Source organism: Paractinoplanes pyxinae (genome assembly GCF_026626335.1).
Taxonomy (GTDB): domain Bacteria; phylum Actinomycetota; class Actinomycetes; order Mycobacteriales; family Micromonosporaceae; genus Actinoplanes; species Actinoplanes pyxinae.
The window spans coordinates 547,616-570,467 of the sequence record NZ_JAPNTZ010000002.1; the positions used below are offsets into that span (position 1 = coordinate 547,616).

Annotated in this window: 25 protein-coding genes and 4 tRNA genes; 22 read left to right on the plus strand and 7 right to left on the minus strand. The window is 68.4% G+C overall.

What is annotated here, in order from left to right:
* The gene (locus OWR29_RS07155) at positions 1–870 is read right to left on the minus strand and encodes a hypothetical protein (protein WP_267561715.1); all 870 of its coding nucleotides are present in this window, start codon (positions 868–870) and stop codon (positions 1–3) included.
* 298 nt (positions 871–1,168) lie between these two features.
* On the opposite strand from OWR29_RS07155, the gene htpX reads away from it, so the two are divergent.
* The 4 genes from htpX (at position 1,169) to OWR29_RS07175 (ending at position 5,840) form a co-directional block, all read left to right on the plus strand.
* A complete protein-coding gene (gene htpX, locus OWR29_RS07160) occupies positions 1,169–2,041 on the plus strand; it encodes a zinc metalloprotease HtpX (protein ID WP_267561716.1) in 873 nt (290 codons plus the stop codon).
* Positions 2,042–2,179: 138 nt separating this feature from the next.
* Positions 2,180–3,430 carry an MFS transporter gene (locus tag OWR29_RS07165; protein WP_267561717.1) on the plus strand — a complete coding sequence of 417 codons (1,251 nt, stop codon included), beginning with the start codon at positions 2,180–2,182 and terminating at the stop codon, positions 3,428–3,430.
* Between the two features lie 11 nt (positions 3,431–3,441).
* Complete coding sequence (locus tag OWR29_RS07170; protein WP_267561718.1) at positions 3,442–3,882, plus strand: hypothetical protein; 441 nt, start codon at positions 3,442–3,444, stop codon at positions 3,880–3,882.
* A gap of 389 nt (positions 3,883–4,271) precedes the next feature.
* Positions 4,272–5,840 (plus strand): ApeA N-terminal domain 1-containing protein, encoded by a 1,569-nt coding sequence (locus tag OWR29_RS07175; RefSeq protein ID WP_267561719.1) that lies wholly within the window; start codon positions 4,272–4,274, stop codon positions 5,838–5,840.
* Between the two features lie 238 nt (positions 5,841–6,078).
* Here OWR29_RS07175 and OWR29_RS07180 read toward each other — a convergent pair whose 3' ends face one another.
* Genes OWR29_RS07180 through OWR29_RS07190 form a run of 3 tightly spaced genes read right to left on the minus strand, consistent with a single transcriptional unit; the run spans position 6,079 to position 8,600 of the window.
* Complete coding sequence (locus tag OWR29_RS07180; protein ID WP_267561720.1) at positions 6,079–6,747, minus strand: MOSC domain-containing protein; 669 nt, start codon at positions 6,745–6,747, stop codon at positions 6,079–6,081.
* Positions 6,744–7,562 (minus strand): GNAT family N-acetyltransferase, encoded by an 819-nt coding sequence (locus OWR29_RS07185; RefSeq protein ID WP_267561721.1) that lies wholly within the window; start codon positions 7,560–7,562, stop codon positions 6,744–6,746. The genes OWR29_RS07180 and OWR29_RS07185 overlap by 4 nt, the downstream gene beginning before the upstream one ends.
* 39 nt (positions 7,563–7,601) lie before the next feature.
* Entirely contained in the window at positions 7,602–8,600 is a 999-nt protein-coding gene (locus OWR29_RS07190; protein WP_267561722.1) for an LLM class flavin-dependent oxidoreductase, read from the minus strand.
* A gap of 43 nt (positions 8,601–8,643) precedes the next feature.
* Here OWR29_RS07190 and OWR29_RS07195 point away from each other — a divergent pair, with 43 nt between their 5' ends.
* Complete coding sequence (locus tag OWR29_RS07195; protein ID WP_267561723.1) at positions 8,644–10,776, plus strand: acyltransferase family protein; 2,133 nt, start codon at positions 8,644–8,646, stop codon at positions 10,774–10,776.
* Here the strand turns inward: OWR29_RS07195 and OWR29_RS07200 are convergent.
* Positions 10,773–11,195 (minus strand): DUF1707 SHOCT-like domain-containing protein, encoded by a 423-nt coding sequence (locus OWR29_RS07200; RefSeq protein ID WP_438872561.1) that lies wholly within the window; start codon positions 11,193–11,195, stop codon positions 10,773–10,775. The genes OWR29_RS07195 and OWR29_RS07200 overlap by 4 nt on opposite strands.
* A 110-nt stretch (positions 11,196–11,305) precedes the next feature.
* Here OWR29_RS07200 and OWR29_RS07205 point away from each other — a divergent pair, with 110 nt between their 5' ends.
* Positions 11,306–11,935 carry a class I SAM-dependent methyltransferase gene (locus OWR29_RS07205; RefSeq protein ID WP_267561726.1) on the plus strand — a complete coding sequence of 210 codons (630 nt, stop codon included), beginning with the start codon at positions 11,306–11,308 and terminating at the stop codon, positions 11,933–11,935.
* Between the two features lie 94 nt (positions 11,936–12,029).
* Here OWR29_RS07205 and OWR29_RS07210 read toward each other — a convergent pair whose 3' ends face one another.
* Positions 12,030–12,281 carry a hypothetical protein gene (locus OWR29_RS07210; RefSeq protein ID WP_267561727.1) on the minus strand — a complete coding sequence of 84 codons (252 nt, stop codon included), beginning with the start codon at positions 12,279–12,281 and terminating at the stop codon, positions 12,030–12,032.
* 270 nt (positions 12,282–12,551) lie between these two features.
* Positions 12,552–12,632 (minus strand) — tRNA-Tyr (locus tag OWR29_RS07215).
* Between the two features lie 150 nt (positions 12,633–12,782).
* Here OWR29_RS07215 and OWR29_RS07220 point away from each other — a divergent pair.
* The 16 genes from OWR29_RS07220 (at position 12,783) to OWR29_RS07295 (ending at position 22,757) form a co-directional block, all read left to right on the plus strand.
* Complete coding sequence (locus OWR29_RS07220; RefSeq protein ID WP_267561728.1) at positions 12,783–13,277, plus strand: YajQ family cyclic di-GMP-binding protein; 495 nt, start codon at positions 12,783–12,785, stop codon at positions 13,275–13,277.
* 30 nt (positions 13,278–13,307) lie between these two features.
* A complete protein-coding gene (locus tag OWR29_RS07225) occupies positions 13,308–13,610 on the plus strand; it encodes a hypothetical protein (RefSeq protein WP_267561729.1) in 303 nt (100 codons plus the stop codon).
* Positions 13,611–13,632: 22 nt separating this feature from the next.
* Positions 13,633–14,439 carry a sulfurtransferase gene (locus OWR29_RS07230; protein ID WP_267561730.1) on the plus strand — a complete coding sequence of 269 codons (807 nt, stop codon included), beginning with the start codon at positions 13,633–13,635 and terminating at the stop codon, positions 14,437–14,439.
* A 232-nt stretch (positions 14,440–14,671) separates the two neighbouring features.
* On the plus strand, positions 14,672–14,842 hold the full coding sequence (locus OWR29_RS07235) for a hypothetical protein (protein WP_267561731.1): 171 nt from the start codon (positions 14,672–14,674) through the stop codon (positions 14,840–14,842).
* Positions 14,843–14,900: 58 nt separating this feature from the next.
* A complete protein-coding gene (locus OWR29_RS07240; RefSeq protein WP_267561732.1) occupies positions 14,901–17,435 on the plus strand; it encodes a putative bifunctional diguanylate cyclase/phosphodiesterase in 2,535 nt (844 codons plus the stop codon).
* 94 nt (positions 17,436–17,529) lie between these two features.
* Positions 17,530–17,602, plus strand: a tRNA-Thr gene (locus tag OWR29_RS07245).
* A 64-nt stretch (positions 17,603–17,666) separates the two neighbouring features.
* Positions 17,667–17,739: transfer RNA gene (locus OWR29_RS07250), tRNA-Met, on the plus strand.
* A 102-nt stretch (positions 17,740–17,841) separates the two neighbouring features.
* On the plus strand, positions 17,842–18,009 hold the full coding sequence (rpmG, locus tag OWR29_RS07255; RefSeq protein ID WP_015618978.1) for a 50S ribosomal protein L33: 168 nt from the start codon (positions 17,842–17,844) through the stop codon (positions 18,007–18,009).
* 82 nt (positions 18,010–18,091) lie between these two features.
* A complete protein-coding gene (locus OWR29_RS07260) occupies positions 18,092–18,538 on the plus strand; it encodes a MaoC family dehydratase N-terminal domain-containing protein (RefSeq protein ID WP_267561733.1) in 447 nt (148 codons plus the stop codon).
* A gap of 1 nt (position 18,539) precedes the next feature.
* Entirely contained in the window at positions 18,540–18,935 is a 396-nt protein-coding gene (locus tag OWR29_RS07265) for a MaoC/PaaZ C-terminal domain-containing protein (protein WP_267561734.1), read from the plus strand.
* A 106-nt stretch (positions 18,936–19,041) separates the two neighbouring features.
* Positions 19,042–19,114 (plus strand) — tRNA-Trp (locus OWR29_RS07270).
* A gap of 108 nt (positions 19,115–19,222) precedes the next feature.
* Positions 19,223–19,591, plus strand: a complete 369-nt coding sequence (gene secE, locus OWR29_RS07275) for a preprotein translocase subunit SecE (protein ID WP_267561735.1) — start codon at positions 19,223–19,225, stop codon at positions 19,589–19,591.
* A 38-nt stretch (positions 19,592–19,629) separates the two neighbouring features.
* Positions 19,630–20,385: a transcription termination/antitermination protein NusG gene (gene nusG, locus OWR29_RS07280; protein ID WP_267561736.1), complete on the plus strand. Its 756-nt coding sequence runs from the start codon at positions 19,630–19,632 to the stop codon at positions 20,383–20,385.
* Positions 20,386–20,459: 74 nt separating this feature from the next.
* The gene (rplA, locus tag OWR29_RS07285; RefSeq protein ID WP_267561737.1) at positions 20,460–21,173 is read left to right on the plus strand and encodes a 50S ribosomal protein L1; all 714 of its coding nucleotides are present in this window, start codon (positions 20,460–20,462) and stop codon (positions 21,171–21,173) included.
* A 67-nt stretch (positions 21,174–21,240) separates the two neighbouring features.
* Positions 21,241–22,047, plus strand: a complete 807-nt coding sequence (locus OWR29_RS07290; protein WP_267561738.1) for an ATP-binding cassette domain-containing protein — start codon at positions 21,241–21,243, stop codon at positions 22,045–22,047.
* Positions 22,044–22,757 (plus strand): hypothetical protein, encoded by a 714-nt coding sequence (locus OWR29_RS07295; protein ID WP_324291226.1) that lies wholly within the window; start codon positions 22,044–22,046, stop codon positions 22,755–22,757. Before OWR29_RS07290 ends, OWR29_RS07295 begins: the two co-directional genes overlap by 4 nt.
* The last annotated feature ends 95 nt before the right edge of the window (positions 22,758–22,852 follow it).

A 22,852-nucleotide genomic window follows, 5' to 3' on the forward strand; every position in this document is an offset into this window, starting at 1 on the left:
CTACAGGAAGTTGTAGCCGATGAAGTAGTCGCTGTCGGCGTCCACCGTCATCTTGACCAGCACCGGCTGCCCTTCGGCGCCGTCCGAGGTGGCCGCCTGACCGCGACACGAGAGCACCAGCGTGCTCCGGTCGCCCCGCGGAATCGTGAACGTCTCCCGCTTGTCCTTGACGATCCGGAGGGACCGGATCTTGATGACCTTGATGTTGTAGTTGGACTCCCGCGAGATCCGTACGGCTTCCTCGGCCAGCAGCTTGCAGTCGGTGCCCACGGGCAGGCTCGCCCGCTGCTCCTCGGCCGCCTTGTCCTTCGCCCGCTTCTCAGCCGCCTTCTTCTCGGCTGCAGCCTTCTTCTGCGCCGCCTTCTTGTCAGCGGCCGCCTTCGCCGCGGCGGCCTTCTCGGCGGCCGCCTTCTTCACCGCCGCGTCCTTGTCCGCGGCGGCCTTCTTGGCCGCCGTCTTGTCGGCCGCGGCCTTGTCAGCTGCCGCCTTCTGCGCAGCGGCGGCCGCCTCGGCCGCCTGCTGCTCGGCCGGCTGCTCGTTGACGATCGGCTCCGCCGAGACCGCGGCCGGCGACTCTGGGCTCTCGGAAGCCCCCGCCGAAGCCACCGCGCCGACCATGCACAGCAGCATCGTCACGCCCAGCGCGCCGCCACCGACGCCCGTCAGGACCTTGTGCCGCATGAACCAGTTGCGCTTCGGCTCGTCGGCCCACAACTGCTGCTCGCTGGCCTCGGGCCCCCACGCCTGGCCGGCCGGCGGCAGCGCCCCGCTCGACCGGTGCTCCGACGTCCCGCCGCCGTACGGCAGCCACCCCGACGGCGGCTGCGGCTGGTTCGCGGACGGAAAGAAGCGCGGGTCGTCGTTGCTCATGTGCCGTCCTTGGGTCGCGTGCGGTGCCGGTCCGTGGCCTCACATGATTCGGCCCACAATCCGGCGACCTGAGCCCTCGCGCCCCCCAACGTGCCCACCCCACCCGACCAGGGGGCGGGCCCACGCTACGCGCTTGTCAAGGGGCTAGGCCCGGTTATCCACAGGAGTGCTGCCTCCGGTTCGCTGTGTGCACGTGATCGCGTACAGGGAACTCACAGCGCAACCCGGATGAAACCGCAGGCCAGCGACGTTCCATTGGTGCGTGGCCCCACCGGGCCGCATACCGAAGGAGTTCCTGTTGCACAGCCATCACAACGGCCTCAAGACGGCCGCTCTGCTGGGTCTGCTGACGGCCATCATCCTGGGCGCCGGCTATTGGCTCGGCGGCAGTGGCGGTCTCGTGTTCGCGGTCTTCCTCTCGCTGGCCATGAACGCCGGCTCCTACTTCTTCTCGGACAAGCTGGCCCTGCGGGCGATGCGCGCGCAGCCGGTCAGCGAGGCCGAGGCGCCCTGGCTCCACCAGACGGTGCGCGAGCTGGCGACCAGCGCGGGGCAGCCGATGCCGCGCCTGTACGTCTCCCCGACGATGCAGCCGAACGCGTTCGCGACCGGCCGCAATCCCCAGCACGCCGCCGTCGCCGTGACGACCGGCATCACCCAACTGCTGACCCAGCGCGAGCTGCGCGCCGTGATCGGGCACGAGCTGTCGCACGTCTACAACCGCGACATCCTGATCTCGAGCGTGGCCGGCGCCCTGGCCGGCATCATCACCAGCCTGGCCCACCTGGCGATCTTCCTGCCGCTGGGCGGCGGTGACGACGAGGACAGCCCCAACCCGGCCGCCCTGTTGCTGATGCTGATCCTCGGTCCGCTGGCCGCGACCATCATCCAGTTGGCGATCAGCCGCAACCGCGAGTTCCAGGCCGACGCCGACGGCGCCACCCTGACCGGTGATCCGCTGGCTCTGGCCAGTGCGCTCGAGAAAATATCGTACGGTGCACAGCGCCTGCCTCTGCCGGCCGACAACCGGCTGACCAGCGCCGCCCACCTGATGATCGCCAACCCGTTCCGGGCCGGCGGCATCTCGAAGCTCTTCTCGACCCACCCGCCGATGGAGCAGCGCGTCGCCCGCCTGCGTGCGCAGGCCGGCGCCATCCAGTTCACCCGCTGACGTACCGAGCGAAGGGCCGTCCGTCGAGGGGCGGCCCTTTGTGTTTCCGCACACCACTCCCCGTTTTTCGGATGTGTTACGCGGGCCCCCGGCGTTAAGGTCCGAAGGCCCGCTGAGTCGTTACCGAGGAGTGGAAAAGTGACCGCGCTACGTCAGTACCTGGGCGTTTGGCATCTGCCGAGCGGGCGGGTGCTCCTCAGCGTCGGGATCCTGGCCCGCCTCGGCATCGGCATGACCCCGCTCGCGCTGCTGCTGCTGGTCGAGCAGTCCACCGGCAGTTACGCCGTGGCCGGTCTCGCCGGCGGCCTGTACGCGCTGGCCGGCGCCGCGATCAGCCCGATCGCAGGCCGCCTGGCCGACCGCATCGGCCCGTCCCCGATCCTGGTCACCACCGCCGTGCTGCACCCGCTGGCGCTCATCGCCCTGGTGCTGATCAACCAGCAGTCCGCGATCTTCGCGGCCGCGGCCGTCGCCGGCGCCACCTATCCGCCGCTGACCGCCGCCATCCGTCGCGCGTGGACCGACATGACCGAACCCGGCAGCGGCCACCACCACCTGCGCGGCGCCGCCATCGCCGCCGAGACCTCGCTGTTCGAGCTGGTCTTCGTGCTCGGCCCGATCCTGGTGGCCGGCTTCGTCGTGGTCGCCAGCCCCGCCGCCGCCCTGCTGGGCGCGGCCGCGGCCACCTTGCTGGGCACCCTGGCGATCTCCCGCCTGCCCGTCATGCGTCACCACCACCGCCACGCCCACACCAACGAGGCCCGCGGCCTGGGCCCGCTCAAGGTGTCCGGGTTTCCGGCCCTGCTGCTATGCGTGATCGCGCTCGGCATCGGCTTCGGCGCGGCCGGCGTCATCGTCCCCGCCTACGCCGGTCAGCACGGCGGCGGCGACGGCCTGGGCGGCGTACTGCTGGGAATCTGGGGCGTCGGCAGCGCCATCGGCGGCATCTGGTTCGGCACCCGGCGCCCCGCGATGCCCCTGCCCCGCCAGTTCGCCTGGCTGCTGGGCGCCGTAGCCCTCAGCTTCGTGGTGCTGGCCTTCATGCCCAGCCCCCTCTGGCTGGGCGCGGCCCTCGTGCTTGGTGGCGCCACGATCGCCCCCGCCCTCACCGTCGAGACCAACCTGGTCGGCCGCCTGTCCCCGCCCGCGATGCTGAACGAGGCCTACACCTGGGTGGTCACCGTCTCGGTGGCCGGAAGCGCCGCCGGCGGCGCCCTGGCCGGCGCCATCGTCGACCAGCCGGGCGGCCTGACCTGGGCCTTCGTCATGGTCGCAGCCGTCCTGGCGGTCGCCGCCCTGATCGCCGCCATCCCGCACGGCTCGATCGCCCGGGCCGACGAGCAGGCCACCGACCGCCTGCGCGAGGCCTTGGCCGCCGAACCCGTCTAGGCTCCCGGTCCGTGGCGATCACTGAAGCCGGTGGCTGGAAGATCGGGCAGAACCTCGCCGAGTACGCGAGGGCCGAGGGCGCCGAAGGTTACGACGTGCACGAAGTACGGCTGTGCCGGTGCGCCACGTGCGGCGGCCAGGTGTTCGGCCTCCTGGGAGACCTCGAACAGCACGCCGCCCAACGCGTGTGCCGCGGCTGCGGTGAAGAGCACTTCATCGCTGACAGCGGCGACTATTGGGACGGCAGCCAGGCCGGCATCATGGTCTGCGAGTGCGACGGAGACGGCGACGAAGAGGACTTCAACATCGCCGTGGGCTTCTCCCTCTACGAGGGCCACGACGGGATCCGGGCGCTGGCCATCACGAGCCGCTGCGTCGCCTGCGGCCAACTCGGCTACTGGGACGACTGGATGATCCGCGGCGGCGACCTGCACCTGCTGAACCTCGCGTAGGTGAGGTTGATGCGGGCTTAACCATGGTCAGTCGGAGAGAAAGTGAAGAGCCGTGGTGGCTACTCGTCCGGAGCTTGTAGGCACGACAAGATCGAGTACAGATGGGCCAGATCACGCTCACCAAAACTGCGCCAAGGTTTGACAAAGCTTGGACGGATGACGGCAAGCCGCACGAGCCGCGCGGGTGGCAAAGTGTCCGGACGGTCTTCGGCACGCTGCTGCTTCGCTCTGGCTGAACGCCGGAGTTCCGGCAGACCGAGGTCGCCCGCAGACTTGGGCACAGCGTCGCGATATTCCTTCGGGTTTACCCCAACCGCATCGACGGCGGAGACAGTGGAACGAACGGCCGCATCGGGGAAGCATTTTTTCAGTGGGACTGAACGATCCGAATGACCGGCCTCGTCCGGGACGGATATTCGCTAGCAACTTTCCCTGTGTGGATCTACTCTCGCCGCCACGGCGAGCAGCACCCGCCGATCTTGTCAAGGATTGGAGGAGCTTTGCAAGCGATTGACTCTCTTGGCGTTTTTTGGCTAGCCGGAGAAGAAGGTGATCAACTTTCCGGGAGAGTTCAGTTCGAGCCGGGCAGAAGCGGTGTGAAACTCTCCCTTGTCGGCATATTCGACCGAGAAGACAACAGCGAGGGCGAGGCGAACCTTCGCATCTTCGGCTGGATAGGCGCCAACCAGGTTACGCTCGAGGGATGCTTCCGAAAAGGGTCGAAGGAGCCTGCGAACGGCGTCCGAGAGAGCCGCTATTACGCCAATCGAATGTTCATCGGCCATCACCTTGAGGCCGAGGCCCATAAATTCACGCACGCTGAAGCCACATTCAGCAACGCAGACCTTTGGGTTGGGCGAACGGGGATTCGAGCTAAGTACTCAGACCAGCACCCGGTCGCCGACGGTGGCACCATATACTCGTCAATGCTCATTAAGATCCGCCAGGAAACGTCTCCCTACGGTCGCGGCACTGTCGGCTTGCGGCACAGTTGGGAGACTGACGGGGATCAGATCAGCGATGCCAGCATTAAACAGTGGCCAGTTCTCACTTTCAGCTACGACGAACCTCAAGAACTCGAGACGATACTGGCGGATGTCAGGCGAGTGCAAAACCTGATCACCTTCTGCGTCGACACCCCAGTCATCCTCGATAAGCTGACACTGCAGCGGAATGGCATTAACGAGACATCCATCAACGGCCGCGATATGGGGTTCCCAAAATCCATTGAATTCGTGGCGTCAGTGATCCCGTACACCAAGCCGGAGTCAAGAAAGCCCCACCACGAGCATCGAATGCTTCTCACGTTCGATCAGCTGGGCGGCCTTCCGGCGATCGCGCGGTGGCTGGATGTATCGCCTCAATTTGACCGCGCGATCGACTCATTATTGAGCGTCAAGTATGCCGAAGACATGTTTAGTGAAAATCGGTTCCTTAACGCAACGTACGGCGCCGAGGCTTACCATCGCCTCACCCAAAATTTCACCTACATGGATCAGAGCGAATTTGCCAGCATTCTCGAAGCTTGTCTTTCCGCTACGCCGGAGAAGCATCGGGAATGGCTCGAAGGCAAGATCGGTTCCAGTAACGATCCGTCCTTGGTCAAGAGATTAAGTAGACTCGCCGGGCGCGCCGGCCCCGCGAACCGCCCTTTGATCGGCGACAAAGACCGCTGGGCTCAAACGATCTCTAGAGTTCGCAACGAACTGACCCACATCAACAGCACATCGCCAAACTTCAGCGGCAGTCATTTGCTCTACCTAACTGAATCCGTTTTCGCAGTGGTTCGAACATGCATGCTGTTGGACTGCGGCGTACCGATCGAGGCGGTTACGGTCAAAGCCGAGTCCGACATGGTGTTCTGGTACCGCACACGCTTGACCGAGGCCATAAATCAGGTACGAGACGAACTGCGGCGTCTGGACGCCCACCGGAAGTCGCTCAGGGACGCCAGTTAGCGGCAGACCCTTCCTCTTCTACCATCGAGTGCATGTTCCCGCTGCGGGAACATGACAGGAACACCGGCCATTGCGCTCTGCACAACATGAAGGAACGCCTGGTGGACGGCGCAAGGGCAGGGGAGACCCGGTGCGCCGTGTAAATCCGTCGCGAAAGCTACAGAGGTTCGAATCCTCTACCCGCCACAGGCAAGCAACAGCCCCGGATCTTCGGATCCGGGGCTGTTCGTTTTTCCGGTCAGCGGCGGGCGAGACGGTGTTCCAGTTCCTCGCGCAGGCCGGCCGGCAGGGCCTCGGCCTCCAGGATGCGGGCCAGTTCTTCGGAGCGGTGCATGTAGATGTCGAAGGCCTCGGAGACGCCGATGCTGCGGGCCGGGCGGTGGACGATCTCGATCGGGTCGCCGACGCGCAGCGGGCCTGGGGTGATGACCCGCAGGTAGGTGCCGGTGCGGGCGGCCTGGGCGAAGCGCTTGAGCCACTTCTTCTCGCCCATCTTCACCTGGAACGTCATGCACGGGATGCGGCCGAACGTGGGCTGCAGTTCGAGGGTGTCGCCGATGCGCCAGACCTCGCCGATCCTGGTTGCGTTCAGGTCGAGGCCGGTCGTGGTCATGTTCTCGCCGAACCAGCCGTTGGCCAGGGGGCGGCCCAGCGAGGCCTCCCACCAGTCGTAGTCCTCGCGCGAGTACGCGTACACGGCCTGGTCGTCGCCGCCGTGGTTCTTGACGTCGCCGATGGGGTCGCCGATCACGCCGCTGTGCAGGCCGGTCGTCTTGGGGCCGGGGGCGCGCACGTCGACCGCGTGCTCGACCGGCAGCTTGTCGATGCCGGTGACGCCGCCGAAGCGTTTGGCCGGGTTGGGCCGGGCCACGCCGACGTTCACCGAGAGCACCTTGCCGTCTGTCATGCCGTGAACTCCACGATCACTCGCTCCTCGACCGGGCGGAAGCCCAGCCGCTGGTACAAAGCATTGCTGGTCGGGTTGGCCAAGTCAGTGTTCAGCACCACGTCGCGGGCGCCGTCGGCCTGGGCGGCCTGGACCGAGGCGATGGTGACCGCTCCGGCGTAGCCGCGGCCGCGCTGCACGGGTGGCGTGTAGACCCGCTGGATCCGGACCGTGCCGGCCGCGGGACGGGACCGGATCGCCATCGAGACGGCGTTGCGGCCGTCGTCCCAGAGCACAGTTCCCTCGTACGGCACTGAGGTGGGGCGCCGTTCGCCGACCTCGTCGTGGAAGGCGCGCAGCCAGCCCTCCACGAGGTCGACGTCGTCCGGGCCGGCGTAACGCGCGCTGCCCGGCGGCGGCGTGGCCGGCAGCACGAGCGAGGCCAGCCGGTAGAGGCCGACGCGCCGGACGACATGGGTCCGCACCCCGGTCCGGCTGCGCCAGCCGGCCAGGAACCCGTCGACCACGCTCGCGGGCAGGTTGGCGCCCGGCAGGGGGCGTCCGCCCAGCGCCTCGACGGCGGCCGAGACAGCCCGGGGCGGCAGCTCGCTGAAGATCACCGGGTAGGGCGGGGCCTGCAGCAGCACTGCCGCGACCTGACCGGCCGGTGTGCTCCACCAGCCGAAGATCGGGGCGGGTGACCCGTACGAGTGAAGGTCGTTCCGAAGGGTCTCGACCAGCGTCAGCAGGTTGGTGTGCTCGATCGGACGGGAGCGCAGGAACTCGCCCGCGGTGGAGTGGAAGGTCTCGACATCCTCGGTCAGTTGCCAGGCCATAGAGCGATCATGTCGTCGCGGTCCGTCACGCGCGACCCCTTAAAGGCCCCACACCTTGGCGATGCGGGTGAGGGAATCCTGCCGGGTGGCCGGGTCGAAGACGGTGCCGGCCAGCATCAGCTCTTGCACGCCGGTGCGGGCGACCAGCGCGTCGAGGTCGGCCGCCACTTCTTCGGCGGTGCCGGCGTACTGCGTGCCGGGGAACGTCTCGTCGACGCCCATCTCGGCCGCCTGCTCGGGCGAGACGATCGGGCCCAGACGGCCCGTACGCAGGCTCTGCAGCATCACCCGGCTCGGACCGGCCAGGTAGTGAGCCTCTTCTGTGGTCTCGGCCGCGATGACCGAGGCGCTGACCATCGCGTGAGGCTCGGGGAAGCGCGGTGACGGCTGGAAACCGGCCCGATAGAGCTGAAGAGCCGCGGCCACATCGGTGCCCGTCGCGAAGTGATACGCGTAACAGAACGGCAGTCCGAGGGCGGCTGCGACCTGAGCCCCGTACGTGCTGGAACCGAGCATCCAGACCTCGGGGTAGCTCTCCGGAACCGGGGTGGGGCGCAGGCGGGCCGCGGGCCCGACGTCGATGCGCTCGTCGCCGAGAAGGGCCAGCACCGTCCGCAGATGGTCGGGAAACTGCTCGACGGTCAGATAGGGCGAGACCCCGCGCAGAGCGGCCGCCGTCGCCTGGTCGGTACCGGGCGCGCGACCGATACCGAGATCGATGCGGCCCGGGTGCAGCGCCTCGAGCAGAGCGAACTGCTCGGCCACCACGAAAGGCATGTGGTTGGGCAGCATCACGCCACCCGATCCCACCCGGATCGTTGCTGTCTGTGCCGCCACCGATGCCATCAGAACGGGCGGCGCGGTCGAGGCGACCGCCGGCATGTTGTGGTGCTCGGCCACCCAGAAGCGCTGGTAGCCGAGCTGGTCGGCGGTGCGCGCGATCTCGATCGTGCCGCGCAGCGCATCGGCACTGGAGTGCCCCTCGCGGACCGTGGCCAGGTCGAGAACGGACAGGGGGACACGGTCAGACGGCGTCACGCCTCGACCATAGCTCGCAGCTCATTCAGCACAGACGGAGACCATGAGCTACTCAGTCCACACCACCATCGTCGGCCAGCGCCGGCCGTCCCCTGCCGGAGAAGTCAGGGGGATCGCCCCGCGTTCGGCCGACGGGCCGCACATCGGCTTCCGGCCGGACATCGAGGGCCTGCGGGCCATCGCCGTCGTCCTGGTGGTGCTCAGCCACGCCGGGTTGAGCCGGTTCGCCGGCGGCTACGTCGGGGTGGACGTCTTCTTCGTGATCTCGGGCTTCCTGATCACGACGCTGCTGATCAAGGAGCTGGACCGGACGGGGACGGTCTCGCTGCGCGGGTTCTACGCCCGGCGGGCGGTGCGGCTGCTGCCGGTCTCGACCGTGGTGCTGGTGGCGACCGTGGCGGCGGCCTGGTTCTGGGTGCCGGCCACCCGGTTCGCCTCGATCTCGACCGATGCGCTGTTCAGCACCTTCTACGGCATCAACTGGCGGCTCGCGTACGAGGGAACCGACTATCTCAACGCGACCGCGGCGCCCTCGCCGTTGCAGCACCTATGGTCGCTCGCGGTCGAGGAGCAGTTCTATCTGGTCTGGCCGCTGCTGCTCCTGGCCTTCTGGGCGCGCCGCCGGGTGCTGGTGGCGCTGACCGTGCTGGTCGTGGTGTCGCTCGCGGTCAGTGTGCAGCAGACGACGGCGGCCGCGCCGTGGGCCTATTTCGGGTCGCACACGCGGGCCTGGGAGCTGGGTATCGGTGCGCTCGTGGCCGTGCTGGGGGGCTTCCTGCGACGTACGCCGAAGGGAATTGCCGCCTTGCTGACCTGGGGCGGGCTGGGGGCAGTGCTGATCGCCGCCGTGACCTTCGACGAGTCGACACCTTTCCCGGGCTATGCCGCTCTGCTTCCCGTGCTGGGCACGGCCGCGGTGATCGCCGGCGGATCCGGGGCGGGCGGTTGGGGTGCGGGCCGAGTCATCGGCACCGGGCCGTTCCGTTTTATCGGCAAATTGTCGTACGGGTGGTATCTCTGGCACTGGCCGGTGCTCATGATCTGGCCGCTCGCCCTCGGCCGGAACCCGACCGTCAAAACCAACCTGGCCTTCGCAGCGGCCGCGCTCGGGCTGGCCTGGGTCACCTATCACCTGGTCGAGAACCCGGTGCGGACGCGACCGTGGCTGCGCCGGCGCGCCCGCCGCGGTGTGGCTCTGGGAGTGGCGCTGTCGGCCTCGTCGGCTGTGCTCGCGCTGATCGCCGGGCAGTTCACGCCGCCCCTGCCCACCGGCCCGGCCGCGCCCGACCTGCTGGCCCAGCTGGCCGGCGCCCCCGATCCGCGGAACCGGCTGACCCAGCTGATCACCCAGTCGATCGGGGCCGAGAAGCTGCCGGCGAATCTGGCGCCGCGGCTCTCCGACGCGCAGCAGCAGAGCCCGCAGATCTACCAGGACCAGTGCCACTCGAACTACACGCAGGCCCGCACCGACCAGGACTGCGTCTACGGCGACCCGGCCGGCGCCCGGACGATGTACCTGATCGGCGACTCGCACGCGGCGCACTGGTTCCCGGCCGTCGAGGCCGCCGCCCGTGACCACGGCTGGCGGTTGATCGCGCTGACCAAGGCGGCCTGCCAGATGCCGCAGGTGCTCACCTACAACGAGGTGCTGAAGAGGCCGTACACCGAATGCGTGACCTGGCGGAACCAGGTGGTGCAGCGGGTCGTACGGGACAAGCCCGACCTGGTCGTGATGGCCTCCAACGACCTCGACAACGGCGGCATCATCAGCCCCGGCGGCCGGATCAAGGCCCGGCAGGCCGACCCGCTCTGGGTGCGCGGCTGGCAGCAGACGTGGCACCGCCTCAGCGGGACCCCGATGATCCTGCTGCAGGACACGCCACTGCCCAAGGGCAACGCCCCCGAATGCGCGGCGGTCAACGCGCGGCGACTGGCCACATGCGACCGCCGGGTCGTGCGGGCGATCAGCGAGCGGGGCCGGCGCAGCCTGATCGCCAACGCGGCCAAGGCCTCGGGCCTGCGGGTGATCGACCCGACGCCGTGGCTGTGCGGCCAGGGCAAGTGCCCGATCATCATCGGCAACACGCTCGTCTACAAAGACAACAGTCACCTGACCGTCGCCTACGCCAAGGCCGTCGCGCCGGTGGTCGAGCGGGCCCTGTTCCCCCGCCCCTAGCGTCTCTGCTGGCTGCGGATGACCTGAACGCCCACGGTCACCGCGGCCAGCGCGGCGCCCGGCACGGCCAGCCACACCGGCCACGGGTAGATGTCGGTTTCGACGCTCACCTCGACCAGCGCGTAGACGACCAGATTGACCACGGCCAGAGCGGCCCAGATAGTCCACAACACGAGCATCGCGGTGGGCAGTCGGCGGGCGCGGCGGCGCTGCTCGGCCTCGTGCCGGGCGCGCACCTCGCTCGCGCTCAGGCCCGGCCGGGGCAGGTCGGTGAGGAGCATCAGCAGCTCCTGGTAGGTCTTGGAGGCGTACGCCGAACTGACCCGCTCGTCATACTCGTGCAGGGTGAGGCGGCCCTCGTCGAGAGCGGTCTTCAACTGATCGGCCACCTTCTGCCGATCCGTGTCGGCGGCGCGCATCGTCTCGATGTCGGCCCGCACGTCTCTCGCCATCGGACGCTCCTTCACACACCCCCGTCGGTCGGATCAGGCTATCGGAGCCGCACGATCGCCAGGCAGGGGGAAAAACCATGAGTTTCACGTACGCCGACGTGGTGGCCCGGAACCGTTCCGCCTACAACGAACGGGCCGCCGCCAACCGAGACACCCATCCCAAAGAACAGTGGAAGCAGGACGAGCGGGCCGCCTTCCTCGACCGGCTGCGCGCAGCCGAGGCCCGCACCCTGCTCGAGGTGGGCTGCGGAACCGGACAGGACAGCCTGTACTTCCAGCAGGAAGGCCTGGAGGTGACCGCGGCCGACCTGTCACCCGCGATGGTTTCGCACGCCCGATCGAAAGGCCTCAATGCTTCCGTACGGGATGTGCTGGCTCTCGGTTTCCCGGAATCGACGTTTGACGCGGTCTACTCGCTCAATACCCTGCTGCACGTCCCGAACGCCGACCTGGACGCCGCACTCGCCGCGATCCGCACGGTTCTCACGCCGGGCGGACTGTTCTTCCTGGGCGTCTACGGCGGCGGCAAGGAAGAAGAGGGCGTGGTCCCCGAAGACGTACACGAGCCGCCAAGGTTCTTCTCGTTCCGCTCCGACCAGCAACTACTGGCGTACGCCGTACGCGCCTTCGAAGTTCTCGACTTCCACATCCGCAACGACGGCACCGACTTCCGCTTCCAATCGTTGACCCTGGTCAAGCCCGCCTGAATGCGAAGCGCTCGTTGCCGGCCGATCTGCCCATGGGCGGCTCGTAGGAAAGTACGAGGGAGCGCCGGCCAGAGTCTCCGCTGAATCCGGGGCGTTAGGACGCTGTCGGGCTTGGCCGCTCCAGCCGCACAATGGTTCCGTACTCTTTGGCGACTTCGAACAAGACGTCGATGCCCGGACGGTCGCCAGTCAGCATCCGCTCAAGTTCCACCCACCACATCTTCGTGGCGCCGTCGAAGGCGGCGCCGAGGGACTTGAACAAGGCGGTCTGCTCGTCGAACCTGTCACCTGAGTTCCAGATGCTCAAGATGATCTGACCGGGTTGAGGTGCGCTCGTAGTGCTCATCACCCGAGGTTGACCGGGCCGGACGCGGCTGTTCAACTCCATCGTCGGTATGCAGCGGATGCCGCCAATGCTTGTTGGAGGCGTTGACCATGCGGGCGGAAAGCGGCACGGCGTGCGCGGTCCAGCGGTGCCGGCGTACGGCCGTTATCTACCGGTGCACTCGGGCGCTGTCTCCTTGCAGGCGGCCGGATCTTGTCGGACCTGCCAGATCGACGAGAACGGCCCCGGACCGCGTTTCCGCTGGTACCGGGGCCGTTCTTCCTGCCTGTGTGGCGGGTAGAGGATTCGAACCTCTGTAGCTTTCGCGACGGATTTACAGTCCGCTCCCATTGGCCGCTCGGGCAACCCGCCTGGGCACACCACCACGGTCTCCCGTGGCAGCGGAGAACAGCTTAGCCGTACCGCCGGCCGGATTCGCAACCGGGTACGGTCGGCATGTCGGAGCCCGTTCACCGGGCCGACGCTTCATCGACGAGAGCCAGCATCGCGGGAGTTCTGATCATGGCAGCCAGCCCGTCCTTCGACATCGTGAGCAAGGTCGACCAGCAGGAGGTGGACAACGCTTTCCACCAGGCGGAGAAGGAGCTCGGCACCCGGTTCGACTTCCGGGGCACCGGCACCACCGTCGCCAAGTCGGGCGATTCCGGGGTCACCATCACCTCCGAGACCGAGGAGAGGGCCAGCGCCGCGCTCGACGTCTTCAAAGAGAAGCTGGTCAAGCGCAACATCTCGCTGAAGTCGCTCGAGGCGGGCGAGCCGCGCCAGTCCGGCAAGACCTACAAGATCGACTGCAAGGTGATCGAGGGCATCGACACCGACAAGGCCAAGGCGATCAGCAAGAAGATCCGCGACGAGGGCCCCAAGGGCGTGCAGGCCCAGATCCAGGGCGACCAGCTGCGGGTCACCGGCAAGAAGCGTGACGATCTGCAGGCCGTGATCGCCCTGCTCAAGGCCGAGGACTTCGGGGTCGCGCTGCAGTTCACCAATTACCGCTGACCGCGGCCGCCAAGGGCCCAGACTGGGGCGATGAGCACCAGTAGCTGGACCATGGTGGCGGGCGGCGCGGCCGGGGCTGTGCTGGCGGTGTTCGGCCTGGTCATTCTGGTGACCGGCCGGGCGCCGGAGCCGACCGCCCGGGCTTTTCGCTCCGTGCGCGACGCCGGTTTCTATCACTTGCTTTTCGGTACGGCGTTGGGCCTGGTCGTGGTCGGCACGGGCCTCAGCAACGGCGTCGTCACCACCACGATCACCGTGCTGGCGGTGATCGTGGCCGGGGTGGCGCTGGTCCGGTTCCGCCCCCGCGGCCGCCGGAACCCGGTGAACAGATAGAGCAGAGCAGGGGAGTTCGCGAGTGATCGAGCCGGTCGTCGACGCCGAGTGGGTCCGGGCCAACCACGACCGGGTGATTCTGGCCGACGTCCGCGCCTACCTGGACGGGCGGAAGGGCCGGGACGCGTACGACGCGGGCCACCTGCCCGGGGCGATCTTCGTGGATCTGGACGCCGACCTCGCCGCCGCGCCCAGCGCCGCCGACGGCCGGCACCCGCTGCCCGATCCGGAGCGGTTCGCCGAGCGCATGTCCGCGCTGGGCGTGGGCGACGACGCGACCGTGATCGCCTACGACGACGCCGGGGGAGTGATGGCCGCCCGGCTGGTCTGGATGCTGCGCGCTTCGGGGCGGTCGGCTGCTTTGCTTGATGGCGGGCTCGACGCGTACGGGACAGAACGCGAGACCGGCGCGCCCAAGCGCGACCACGCTGTTTTCACCCCGCGCCCGTGGCCCGCCGCGCGCCTGGCCGATCTGGCCGACACGATCGCGGGCGGTTCCGTGGTGATCGACGCCCGCCAGCCCGAGCGGTTCCGCGGCGAGACCGAGCCGATCGATCCGCGGGCCGGCCACATCCCGGGCGCCCGCAACGTCCCCTGCCGCGAGAATGTCGACGCCACCGGGCGCTTCCTCCCGGCCGCGCAGTTGCGGGAGCGTTTCGAGGCGGCCGGAGTGACCGGGGACGCCGATGTCATCTCTTATTGCGGCTCGGGCGTCACGGCCTGCCACAACCTGCTGGCCCTCGAGCGGGCCGGGTTCGGCCCGGGCCGTCTCTACCCGGGCTCGTGGTCGCAGTACAGCGCCACCGACCGCCCGGCGGCGACGTCCTAGCCCGGCTGTCATGGACTCCGTGAGGGCGCTACCGCCATGCGAATTGCCCTCACTTCTCCCATTATTTCGGTCATAAAGTTGTCAATTCTGCGCTGGTGCGTGGGGGTGAGAACTCAACCGTTCGGTCAGGATTTCCTAATGTGCGGTTTCGACCCGCCGGTGGACACTGCCAGTCGCACATACCGTGTGGCACCATCATGGAACCCCACCGGAGCGCGCAACAGGAGCCACCATGTTCGCAAGGAAGCTAGGCCGCGTCGCCGGCTTGGTTTTCGTGCTCGCCGCCGTTTTCGGCGGTGTTGCCGTGTCCGCGAGTGGTGCGGAGGCTGACAGCACTGCCGCCGACCGCTCGTCCTACTCCGCTCCCACCCAGACGGCCAACTTCGGCGTGGAGTGGGACTAGGAAATCCCAGCCGGGCAGCCGGGAAGATCACTGGGGCGATCAACCGACGAGGAGCGCGATGGCCGAGCGTCCACGAGCGCGGCCGCGCTCCGCGCAGTACGCATGGTTGATCACCGGTCCGCTGGCCGTTTTCACGCTCAGCTGCTTCGCCGTCTTCTGGACCCTTGATCGCGACTGGTTCGACGACTGGGCCTACGGCCTGCTCGCGCTGGCCGGCATCTGCCTGGTCTACGTCGGTGTCTTTCAGATCGTCATCCGCCGCAGCACCTACAACATCGTCCTGGTCGAGGTTCCTTTCGTCCTGACGCTGTTCTATCTGCCGCGGCCTATGGTGGTTCTGGTGGTCGCCGCGGCCACCGTCATCACCCAGTCGATCCGCTCGACCGTGATCTCGCCGGCCAAGCTGTGGTTCAACGTCGCGAAGAACTCGGCCAGCATCACGATGGCCTCGCTGGTGTTCGCCGCCCTCCCCAGCCACAGCGGCACCGACCCGCGCACCTGGCTGTTCCTGGCCACCGCTCTGCTCGTCTACACGATCACCGACGTGCTCAGCCTGGCCGGCGTGGTCGGCGCGGTGACCGGCTTCCGCGCCGGGCAGGACGTGCTCCGGGGCGGCGTCTCCGCGCTGATCTTCGCCAGCATCAACATCGTGATCGGCCTGGTCTTCCTGGTCGCGCTCGAGGCCACCAGCTGGTCGGCCCTGCTGCTCGCGGTGCTGGTCGTCGCGCTCATCCTGATGCTGCGCTCGTTCGCCGAGTTCTTCCGCCAGCACCGCACGCTGGCCGAGGTCTACGAGCTGACCAAGGCGGTGCGCGAGGCCGGCGACGACGCCTCCCTGCCCGACGTGCTGCTCGGCCGGGTGCAGGCGCTGATGCGCTCGGAGTACGCCACCCTCTGGCTGGCGCCGCAGGGCCGGCATCCCGAGGTCCTGCTGACCGCCCGGGTGGAGAACAAGGGCCTGCTCGACATCTCCCCGACTCCGTCCACGGTGCGCGAGCGGGCGCTCGCCGACGGCGGCACGCTGGCGGTCGGGCCGAGCTTCGCGGCCACCCAGGATCTGCGCAAGCAGTTGCGGGCCTCGAAGGTGAAAGACGTCCTGATCGTCCCGCTGCGCTCCGGCCACACCACGATCGGCACGCTCGAGGTGGTCAACCGGCTCGGCGACACCCGGTCCTTCCGCGCAGCCGACATACAGGTGCTCGAGACGATCGCGGCCCACGCGGCCGCCGCGGTGGAGAACTCCCGGCTGGTCGACCGTCTGCTCTACGACGCGTATCACGACCGCCTCAGCGGGCTGCCCAACCGGCGCCGGATCATCGACGCGCTGGCCGAGTCGGTCAAGGTGCGCGCGGAAGACGAAGTGGTCGCGGTGCTGCTGTTCGACGTCGACGGCCAGCGCGACGTCAACGAGTCGATGGGCCACGCCGCCGGCGACAAGCTGCTGGCCGAGGTGGCGGGCCGCCTGCGGGCCATCGCGGGCCCCGGCGCCCTGGTCGGCCGGATCGGCGGCGACGAGTTCGTGGTCACGCTGCGCGCCGAGAGCACCGACGCGACCGTTCAGCTGGCCACCGAGATGCGCGAACAGCTGCGCGGCCCGATGACGGTCGGCACGCTCACCCTCGACGTCGACACGGCCGTCGGGGTGTCGGTCTATCCCGACCACGGCGCCGATCCCGAGACGCTTCTGCAGCGGGCCGAGCTCGCGGGCAACGCGGCCAAGGTCCTTCCGTACGGCGTCCAGCTCTTCCACCCCGCGCTCGAGTCCCGCGCCGTCCGCCGCCTGGGCATCGCGGCCGACCTGCGCACCGCCCTCGACAACGGCGCCCTCGACGTCTACTTCCAGCCCAAGGTCACGCTGACCGACCGCCACCTGGTGGGCGTCGAGTGCCTGGCCCGCTGGCAGCACCCGGCCCAGGGCGAGGTGCTGCCGGAAGACTTCATCGCGGTCGCCGAGCACACCGGCCAGTTGTCCCGCCTCACCGAGGTGGTGCTCACCGAGGGCCTGCGGCGCTGCCGCGAGTGGGCCGACCAGGAACGCCCGCTCTCGATCGCGGTCAACCTCTCGGTGCGCACCCTGCTCGACTCCCGCTTCCCCGACCAGGTCGCCGGCCTGCTCGAGCACTACGGCGTGGCCGCGGCCCAGGTGACCTTCGAGATCTCCGAGCCCGGCATGCTGAGCGACATCGAGCGCGTGCTGCCCACCCTCTACCGCCTGCGCGACCTGGGGGTCCGGCTCAGCGTCGACGACTTCGGCACCGGCGCGTCCTCGCTGCAGTACCTGCGCCAGTGGCCGGTGCACGAGGTGAAGATCGACGACAGCTTCGTGCAGGGCATGGCCACCGACACCGGCGACCTGGCGATCGTGCGCGCGGTGATCAGCCTGGCCCGTGAGTTCGGTCTCACGGTGGTGGCCGAGGGCGTCGAGAGCGAGCTCACCCTCGACCTGCTGGAAGAGATGGGCTGCGAGATCGGCCAGGGCTACCTGTTCAGCCGCCCGTTGCCGTACGAGCGGCTGGAGGCCTGGTTCAACGCCCAGACCGAGCCCGCGACCACCGAGACGGGCGAGGTCCGCCGGCTCCGGGCGGTCATCTGACCTGCGGCGACACGGCTTTGGGGGAGTCGATTTCACCCCCCGTGGCGGGCCGTGTAAGCTCTTCCCTGCGCACCAAGCGAGAGATCGCGCGCAAGCCCCCTTAGCTCAGTCGGCAGAGCGTCTCCATGGTAAGGAGAAGGTCTACGGTTCGATTCCGTAAGGGGGCTCTACCGGGTTCGTTCCCGCCTCAGGCGCTGAATAGCTTCAGGTGCTGGACTTGAGCCTGGCTCTGGCGGTGTAGCTCAGATGGCAGAGCAAGCGGCTCATAATCGCTGTGTCGCCGGTTCAAGTCCGGCCACCGCTACTTTGTAATGAGGGATCCCACGGGGTCCCACTTTGCATGTCGGCGCTCCTCCGGAGTAATCTGGAGCGTCGTTCAACCCCGTTAGCAGGAAGGCAACCCGTCGTGGCCAAGGCGACCGACGTCCGTCCGAAGATCACCCTGGCTTGTACGGAGTGCAAGGAGCGGAACTACATCACCCGGAAGAACCGTCGTAACGACCCCGACCGCATCGAGCTGAAGAAGTTCTGCCCGCGCGACGGTCGTCACACGCTTCACCGCGAGACCCGCTGACACACCCCTCAAGCTTCACCCTGCGCCGTCCGGTCACGACCGGGCGGCGCAGAGTCATTTCCGAACCCAGTAGGTTGTGGGCATGCCCCTCGACCAGTCATTCGTCGGCCGCAGCTGGCCGGCCACCGAGCCGTACCTGGTCGGCCGCGAGAAGATCCGCGAGTTCGCCCGCGCGATCGGCGCCGCCGACGTCGAATATCACGACCCGGCGGCGGCCCGCGCCCTCGGCTACGCCGACGTGGTGGCCCCGCCCACCTTCCCGGTCGTGATCACGATGGCCGCCAGCCGGCAGATCATCGAGGATCCGGCGCTCGGCCTCGACTACAGCCGCGTCGTGCACGGCGACCAGAAGTTCGCGTACGCGCGCCCGGTCGTGGCCGGCGACGAACTGGTCTGCGTCAACTCGGTCGACGAGATCACCTCGCGCGGCGGGCACGACTTCATCACCACCCGCACCGAGGTCACCACGGCCGCCGGCGAGCCGGTCGTGACGGTCTGGTCCAAGCTCGTGCAGCGAGGGGAACACTGACATGAGCGACACCCTGGAGCCGCAGACCTTCCGGGTCACCCGGGCCGACCTCGTCCGCTACGCGGGCGCCTCGGGCGACTTCAACCCGATCCACTGGAGCGACCGCGTCGCCACCGGGGTCGGGCTGCCCGGCGTCATCGCGCACGGCATGTTCACCATGGCCCTGGTCGGCCGGGCCGTCACCACCTGGGCCGGCGCCGCCGACGCGGTCGTGGAGTACAGCGTGCGCTTCTCCCGGCCGGTGCCGGTGCCCGACACCGACGAGGGAACCGAGGTGCTGGTCACCGGCACGGTGAAAGAGACCACCGCCGAGGGCCTGACCAGGCTGGTGCTGACCGCCACCTGCCAGGGCGAAAAGGTGCTCTCACTGGCTCAGGCGACCATCCGCAAACGCTAGGGCGAGCCCGGGTTGGGCAAGGCCGGTGTGAACCCGTACACTGGTGCGCCGTGGGGCAATGACCCCTCTGAGGCACGCTGCCTCAGGGGCGGTACGAGCCCCGCACAGGGGTGTAGCTCAATTGGCAGAGCAGCGGTCTCCAAAACCGCAGGCTGCAGGTTCAAGTCCTGTCACCCCTGCGCAAACCTCCTAGACGTGCCCGCCCGGTGCGCGGTCACCATCCCCGCGCCCCGGTCCCGAGCGCCGACGGGGGACCCCATCTCCATCGATGACGGAAGTAGGGCGCCATGGCCGAGAGGAACCGACCCGGTGACGCCGGCGACCCGGCCGACGACGAGGTGTTCAACGACGACGTCGTGGCTGACGACGAGAACGTCGCTGACGACGACGCCGAGCCGGTGGGTCGTGGCGGCACCGCCGTCGCCGAGCGATCGGCCAAGCCCAAGAAAGAGGTTCGCCGCACCGGCTTCTTCGGCCGTATCGGTGGTTTCTTCCGTGAGGTCGTCAGCGAGCTGCGTAAGGTCATCTGGCCGACGCGCAAGGAGCTCCTGACCTACACGTCGATCGTGATCGTCTTCGTGGCGGTCATGACCACGATCGTCGGCTTCCTCGACCTCGGCCTGGGCAAGGTCATCCTCTGGGCGTTCGGCGGCTGAGCCCGCTTTGAGCAAGACCGATCTGGAAGTGAGCTAGCGTGCCTGAGTACGACGACGAGACCCCGCAGGCCGTCGACGAGCAGTCGTCAGTGGCCACGGCGGAAACCGACGAGTCGGTCGAGGCCGCGGCAACCGAGACCACGCCCGAGGCGGCGGAACCCGAAGCTGAGGCCGAGGCTGCCCCCGCCGAGCCGGACGAGGACTTCGACCCGGTGCAAGAGCTGCGGCAGAAGCTGCGCTACGCCCCGGGCGACTGGTACGTGGTGCACTCCTACGCGGGCTACGAGAACAAGGTCAAGACCAACCTCGAGACCCGCATCACCAGCCTCGACATGGAGGATTTCATCTTCCAGGTCGAGGTCCCGACCCGCGAAGAGGTCGAGGTCAAGGGCGGCAAGCGCGTCCAGGTCAACAACAAGGTCTTCCCCGGCTACATCCTGGTCCGGATGGACCTGACCCCCGAGTCGTACTCCTGCGTCCGCAACACCCCCGGGGTGACCGGCTTCGTGGGCGCGACCGACCGGGTCGACCGGCCGGCCCCGCTCTCGCTCGACGAGGTGCTGAAGTGGCTCGCACCCGCCGTCGAGCAGGAGGAGAAGAAGGCCAAGCCCGAGGTCAAGGTGCTCGACTTCGAGGTGGGCGACTCGGTCACGGTCACCGACGGCGCGTTCGCCTCGCTGCCCGCCTCGATCAGTGAAATTAATGCCGACCAGCAGAAGTTGAAGGTTCTGGTCTCCATCTTCGGCCGTGAGACGCCGGTGGAGCTGAACTTCAACCAGGTCGCCAAGATCTGACCCTGTAATACAGCAGTCAGTGGGAGGGCTCGCGATCAAGCGCGGGCCCGCCATCTACCACAGGAGTAAGTGAAATGCAGCGCAGCAAGGGCTACCGCAAGGGCGCCGAGTCGATCGACCAGAACAAGCTCTACGAGCCGACCGAGGCGATCAAGCTCGCCAAGGACGCCAGTCCGACCAAGTTCGACGCCACCGTCGAGGTCGCCATGCGTCTGGGCGTCGACCCGCGCAAGGCCGACCAGATGGTCCGCGGCACGGTCAACCTGCCCCACGGCACCGGCAAGACCGCCCGCGTGATCGTCTTCGCGCAGGGCGCCAAGGCCGAAGAGGCCGTCGCGGCCGGCGCCGACGAGGTCGGCACCGACGAGCTCGTGGCCCGCATCCAGGGCGGCTGGCTCGACTTCGACGCGGCGATCGCCACCCCCGACCAGATGGCCAAGATCGGTCGCATCGCCCGCATCCTCGGCCCGCGTGGTCTCATGCCCAACCCGAAGACCGGCACGGTGACCATGGACGTCACCAAGGCGATCAACGAGATCAAGGGCGGAAAGATCACCTTCCGCGTCGACAAGCACTCCAACCTGCACCTGATCATCGGCAAGGCCTCGTTCAGCGAGAACCAGCTGGTGGACAACTACGCGGCGGTGCTGGACGAGGTGCTGCGGGCCAAGCCGTCCGCCGCCAAGGGCAAGTACCTCAAGAAGGTCGTCGTCACCACCACGATGGGCCCGGGCGTGCCGGTCGACCCGAACGTGGTCAAGGGCTTCACCGGCGCCACCGAAGCCTGATTTTTTCGGAACTGAGGAGCAGCCCCCGGGGACATCCCCGGGGGCTTTTCTGTGGCAAAGTTCCGTCGTGCGTTTTGACGGGGTCTGGTTCCGCTACGGCCGCCGAGCCGACTGGACTCTGCGCGAGGTGGACGCGTCGATAGAGCCGGGAAGCACGGTGGTCGTGCTCGGCCGCAACGGCGCCGGCAAGTCGACTCTTCTGCAGCTCGCGGCGGGCGTGCTGCGCCCGTCCCGCGGCCTCGTACGCGATCGCCCGCCGGTCGTCGGCTGGGTGCCTGAGCGCTTTCCGGCCGATCAAGCCTTCACCGCCGGTGACTACCTGCGCCGGATGGCGTCGCTCCGGGGAGGGGCCGCCGACGAGTGGATCGAGCGGCTGCTGCTCACCGAGCACACCGGCACCCGCTTGTCCGATCTCTCCAAGGGCACCGCACAGAAGGTCGGTCTGGCCCAGGCCCTGATCGCGCGGCCCGGCCTGCTGATCCTGGACGAGCCGTGGGAGGGGCTGGACTCGGTCGCTCGCACTTTAATCCCCGAGATCGTCGCGGAGGTGACCGCGGAGGGCGGCATGGTGCTGGTCAGCGACCATCGCGGCGAGATTGCCGGCCTACCCGACGCCATCCACTGGCAGGTATCCGATGGTCTTGTGTCGCCCGCTTCAGCGCCGGCCGCGCCGTCGTCCGGCGAGGTGGTCATCGAGGTCAAGGTCCGGCGGGACGCGGCATCTCAGGCGGTGGCCCGGCTCAAGGCCGAAGGGCATCAGATCTTGGACGTACGGGACATCGCCGTGTCACAACCGCAGCAGGGCCGCTCAGGGCCGGCGTGGACTAGTACGCCAGGTGGTTCCCCGGGCCGAGAGGTCGGCGGCGGCTCATGAAAGCAGAACTGCCGGGCACGACCGGCTCAGTGACGTCGTTGGTTCGGATGCGGGTGGCCGGGTTTCTGCGGAGTGGGCGGATCATGGCGCCGGCCATCGCGGTGCTGGTGGTGCTCGGGGCGATCTACGGCGGGGGAGCGTCGCCGGCGTCCGTGGCCTACGGGTACTCGGCGGCGGCCCTGTTCCCGGTGCTGGCCTGGCAGTCGAAGCTGCTGCTGGACGCCGAGCCCGACGTGCAGCGCCGGCTGGCCCGGGTCGCTGTGGGCGGCCGCCGCGAGGCCGTGGCCGGGGTGGTGGCCGCCGGCCTGCTGGCGCTGCTCGTCTGCGCGCTGGCGATGGTCGCGCCCTGGTTGTTCCACGGCATCGAGACCGGCCGGGGGCTGCTGAGCGGCACGCTGCTGGGCGTCCTGGCCCATCTGCTCGCCGTACCGCCCGCCGTGGCGATCGGCGCCCTGGCCAGCCGGGCCGTCACTCGGGGCGTCCGCAACGGGGTGGCCGTCCTGGTCACCGCGGCCGTCCTCGTGGTCGTCCTGGGCCTGCAGGGTTCCCTGGCCCCGTGGCTGGTTCCGCCGGTCATGGCCACCGCCCGCGCCCTCAACGACGTCGAGCCGCCGCCCGCCGGCACCCTGGCCCTGCTCACCGGCTGGGCCGTCGCCTGGTGTGCCGTCGCGTTCGGCGCCTATGCCGGTCTGCGTCGCTCGCGCACCTGATTTGGCGGTCGCGACCGGGTCGCGTACAGTTGCTTCTCGAAGTTCCACCCACAGACCGCTGGTCGTCGTGGCCTCGTCGCAAGACGGGCGCCGCG

Coding starts and splice junctions, on each gene's coding strand:
- OWR29_RS07155 (WP_267561715.1), bottom strand. CDS start 870: ATGAGCAACGACGACCCGCGCTTCTTTCCGTCCGCGAACCAGCCGCAG.
- OWR29_RS07175 (WP_267561719.1), top strand. CDS start 4,272: ATGACCGGCCTCGTCCGGGACGGATATTCGCTAGCAACTTTCCCTGTG.
- OWR29_RS07180 (WP_267561720.1), bottom strand. CDS start 6,747: ATGACAGACGGCAAGGTGCTCTCGGTGAACGTCGGCGTGGCCCGGCCC.
- OWR29_RS07185 (WP_267561721.1), bottom strand. CDS start 7,562: ATGGCCTGGCAACTGACCGAGGATGTCGAGACCTTCCACTCCACCGCG.
- OWR29_RS07195 (WP_267561723.1), top strand. CDS start 8,644: ATGAGCTACTCAGTCCACACCACCATCGTCGGCCAGCGCCGGCCGTCC.
- OWR29_RS07200 (WP_438872561.1), bottom strand. CDS start 11,195: ATGCGCGCCGCCGACACGGATCGGCAGAAGGTGGCCGATCAGTTGAAG.
- OWR29_RS07205 (WP_267561726.1), top strand. CDS start 11,306: ATGAGTTTCACGTACGCCGACGTGGTGGCCCGGAACCGTTCCGCCTAC.
- OWR29_RS07210 (WP_267561727.1), bottom strand. CDS start 12,281: ATGAGCACTACGAGCGCACCTCAACCCGGTCAGATCATCTTGAGCATC.
- OWR29_RS07220 (WP_267561728.1), top strand. CDS start 12,783: ATGGCAGCCAGCCCGTCCTTCGACATCGTGAGCAAGGTCGACCAGCAG.
- OWR29_RS07225 (WP_267561729.1), top strand. CDS start 13,308: ATGAGCACCAGTAGCTGGACCATGGTGGCGGGCGGCGCGGCCGGGGCT.
- OWR29_RS07235 (WP_267561731.1), top strand. CDS start 14,672: ATGTTCGCAAGGAAGCTAGGCCGCGTCGCCGGCTTGGTTTTCGTGCTC.
- OWR29_RS07240 (WP_267561732.1), top strand. CDS start 14,901: ATGGCCGAGCGTCCACGAGCGCGGCCGCGCTCCGCGCAGTACGCATGG.
- OWR29_RS07260 (WP_267561733.1), top strand. CDS start 18,092: ATGCCCCTCGACCAGTCATTCGTCGGCCGCAGCTGGCCGGCCACCGAG.
- OWR29_RS07265 (WP_267561734.1), top strand. CDS start 18,540: ATGAGCGACACCCTGGAGCCGCAGACCTTCCGGGTCACCCGGGCCGAC.
- secE (WP_267561735.1), top strand. CDS start 19,223: ATGGCCGAGAGGAACCGACCCGGTGACGCCGGCGACCCGGCCGACGAC.
- rplA (WP_267561737.1), top strand. CDS start 20,460: ATGCAGCGCAGCAAGGGCTACCGCAAGGGCGCCGAGTCGATCGACCAG.
- OWR29_RS07295 (WP_324291226.1), top strand. CDS start 22,044: ATGAAAGCAGAACTGCCGGGCACGACCGGCTCAGTGACGTCGTTGGTT.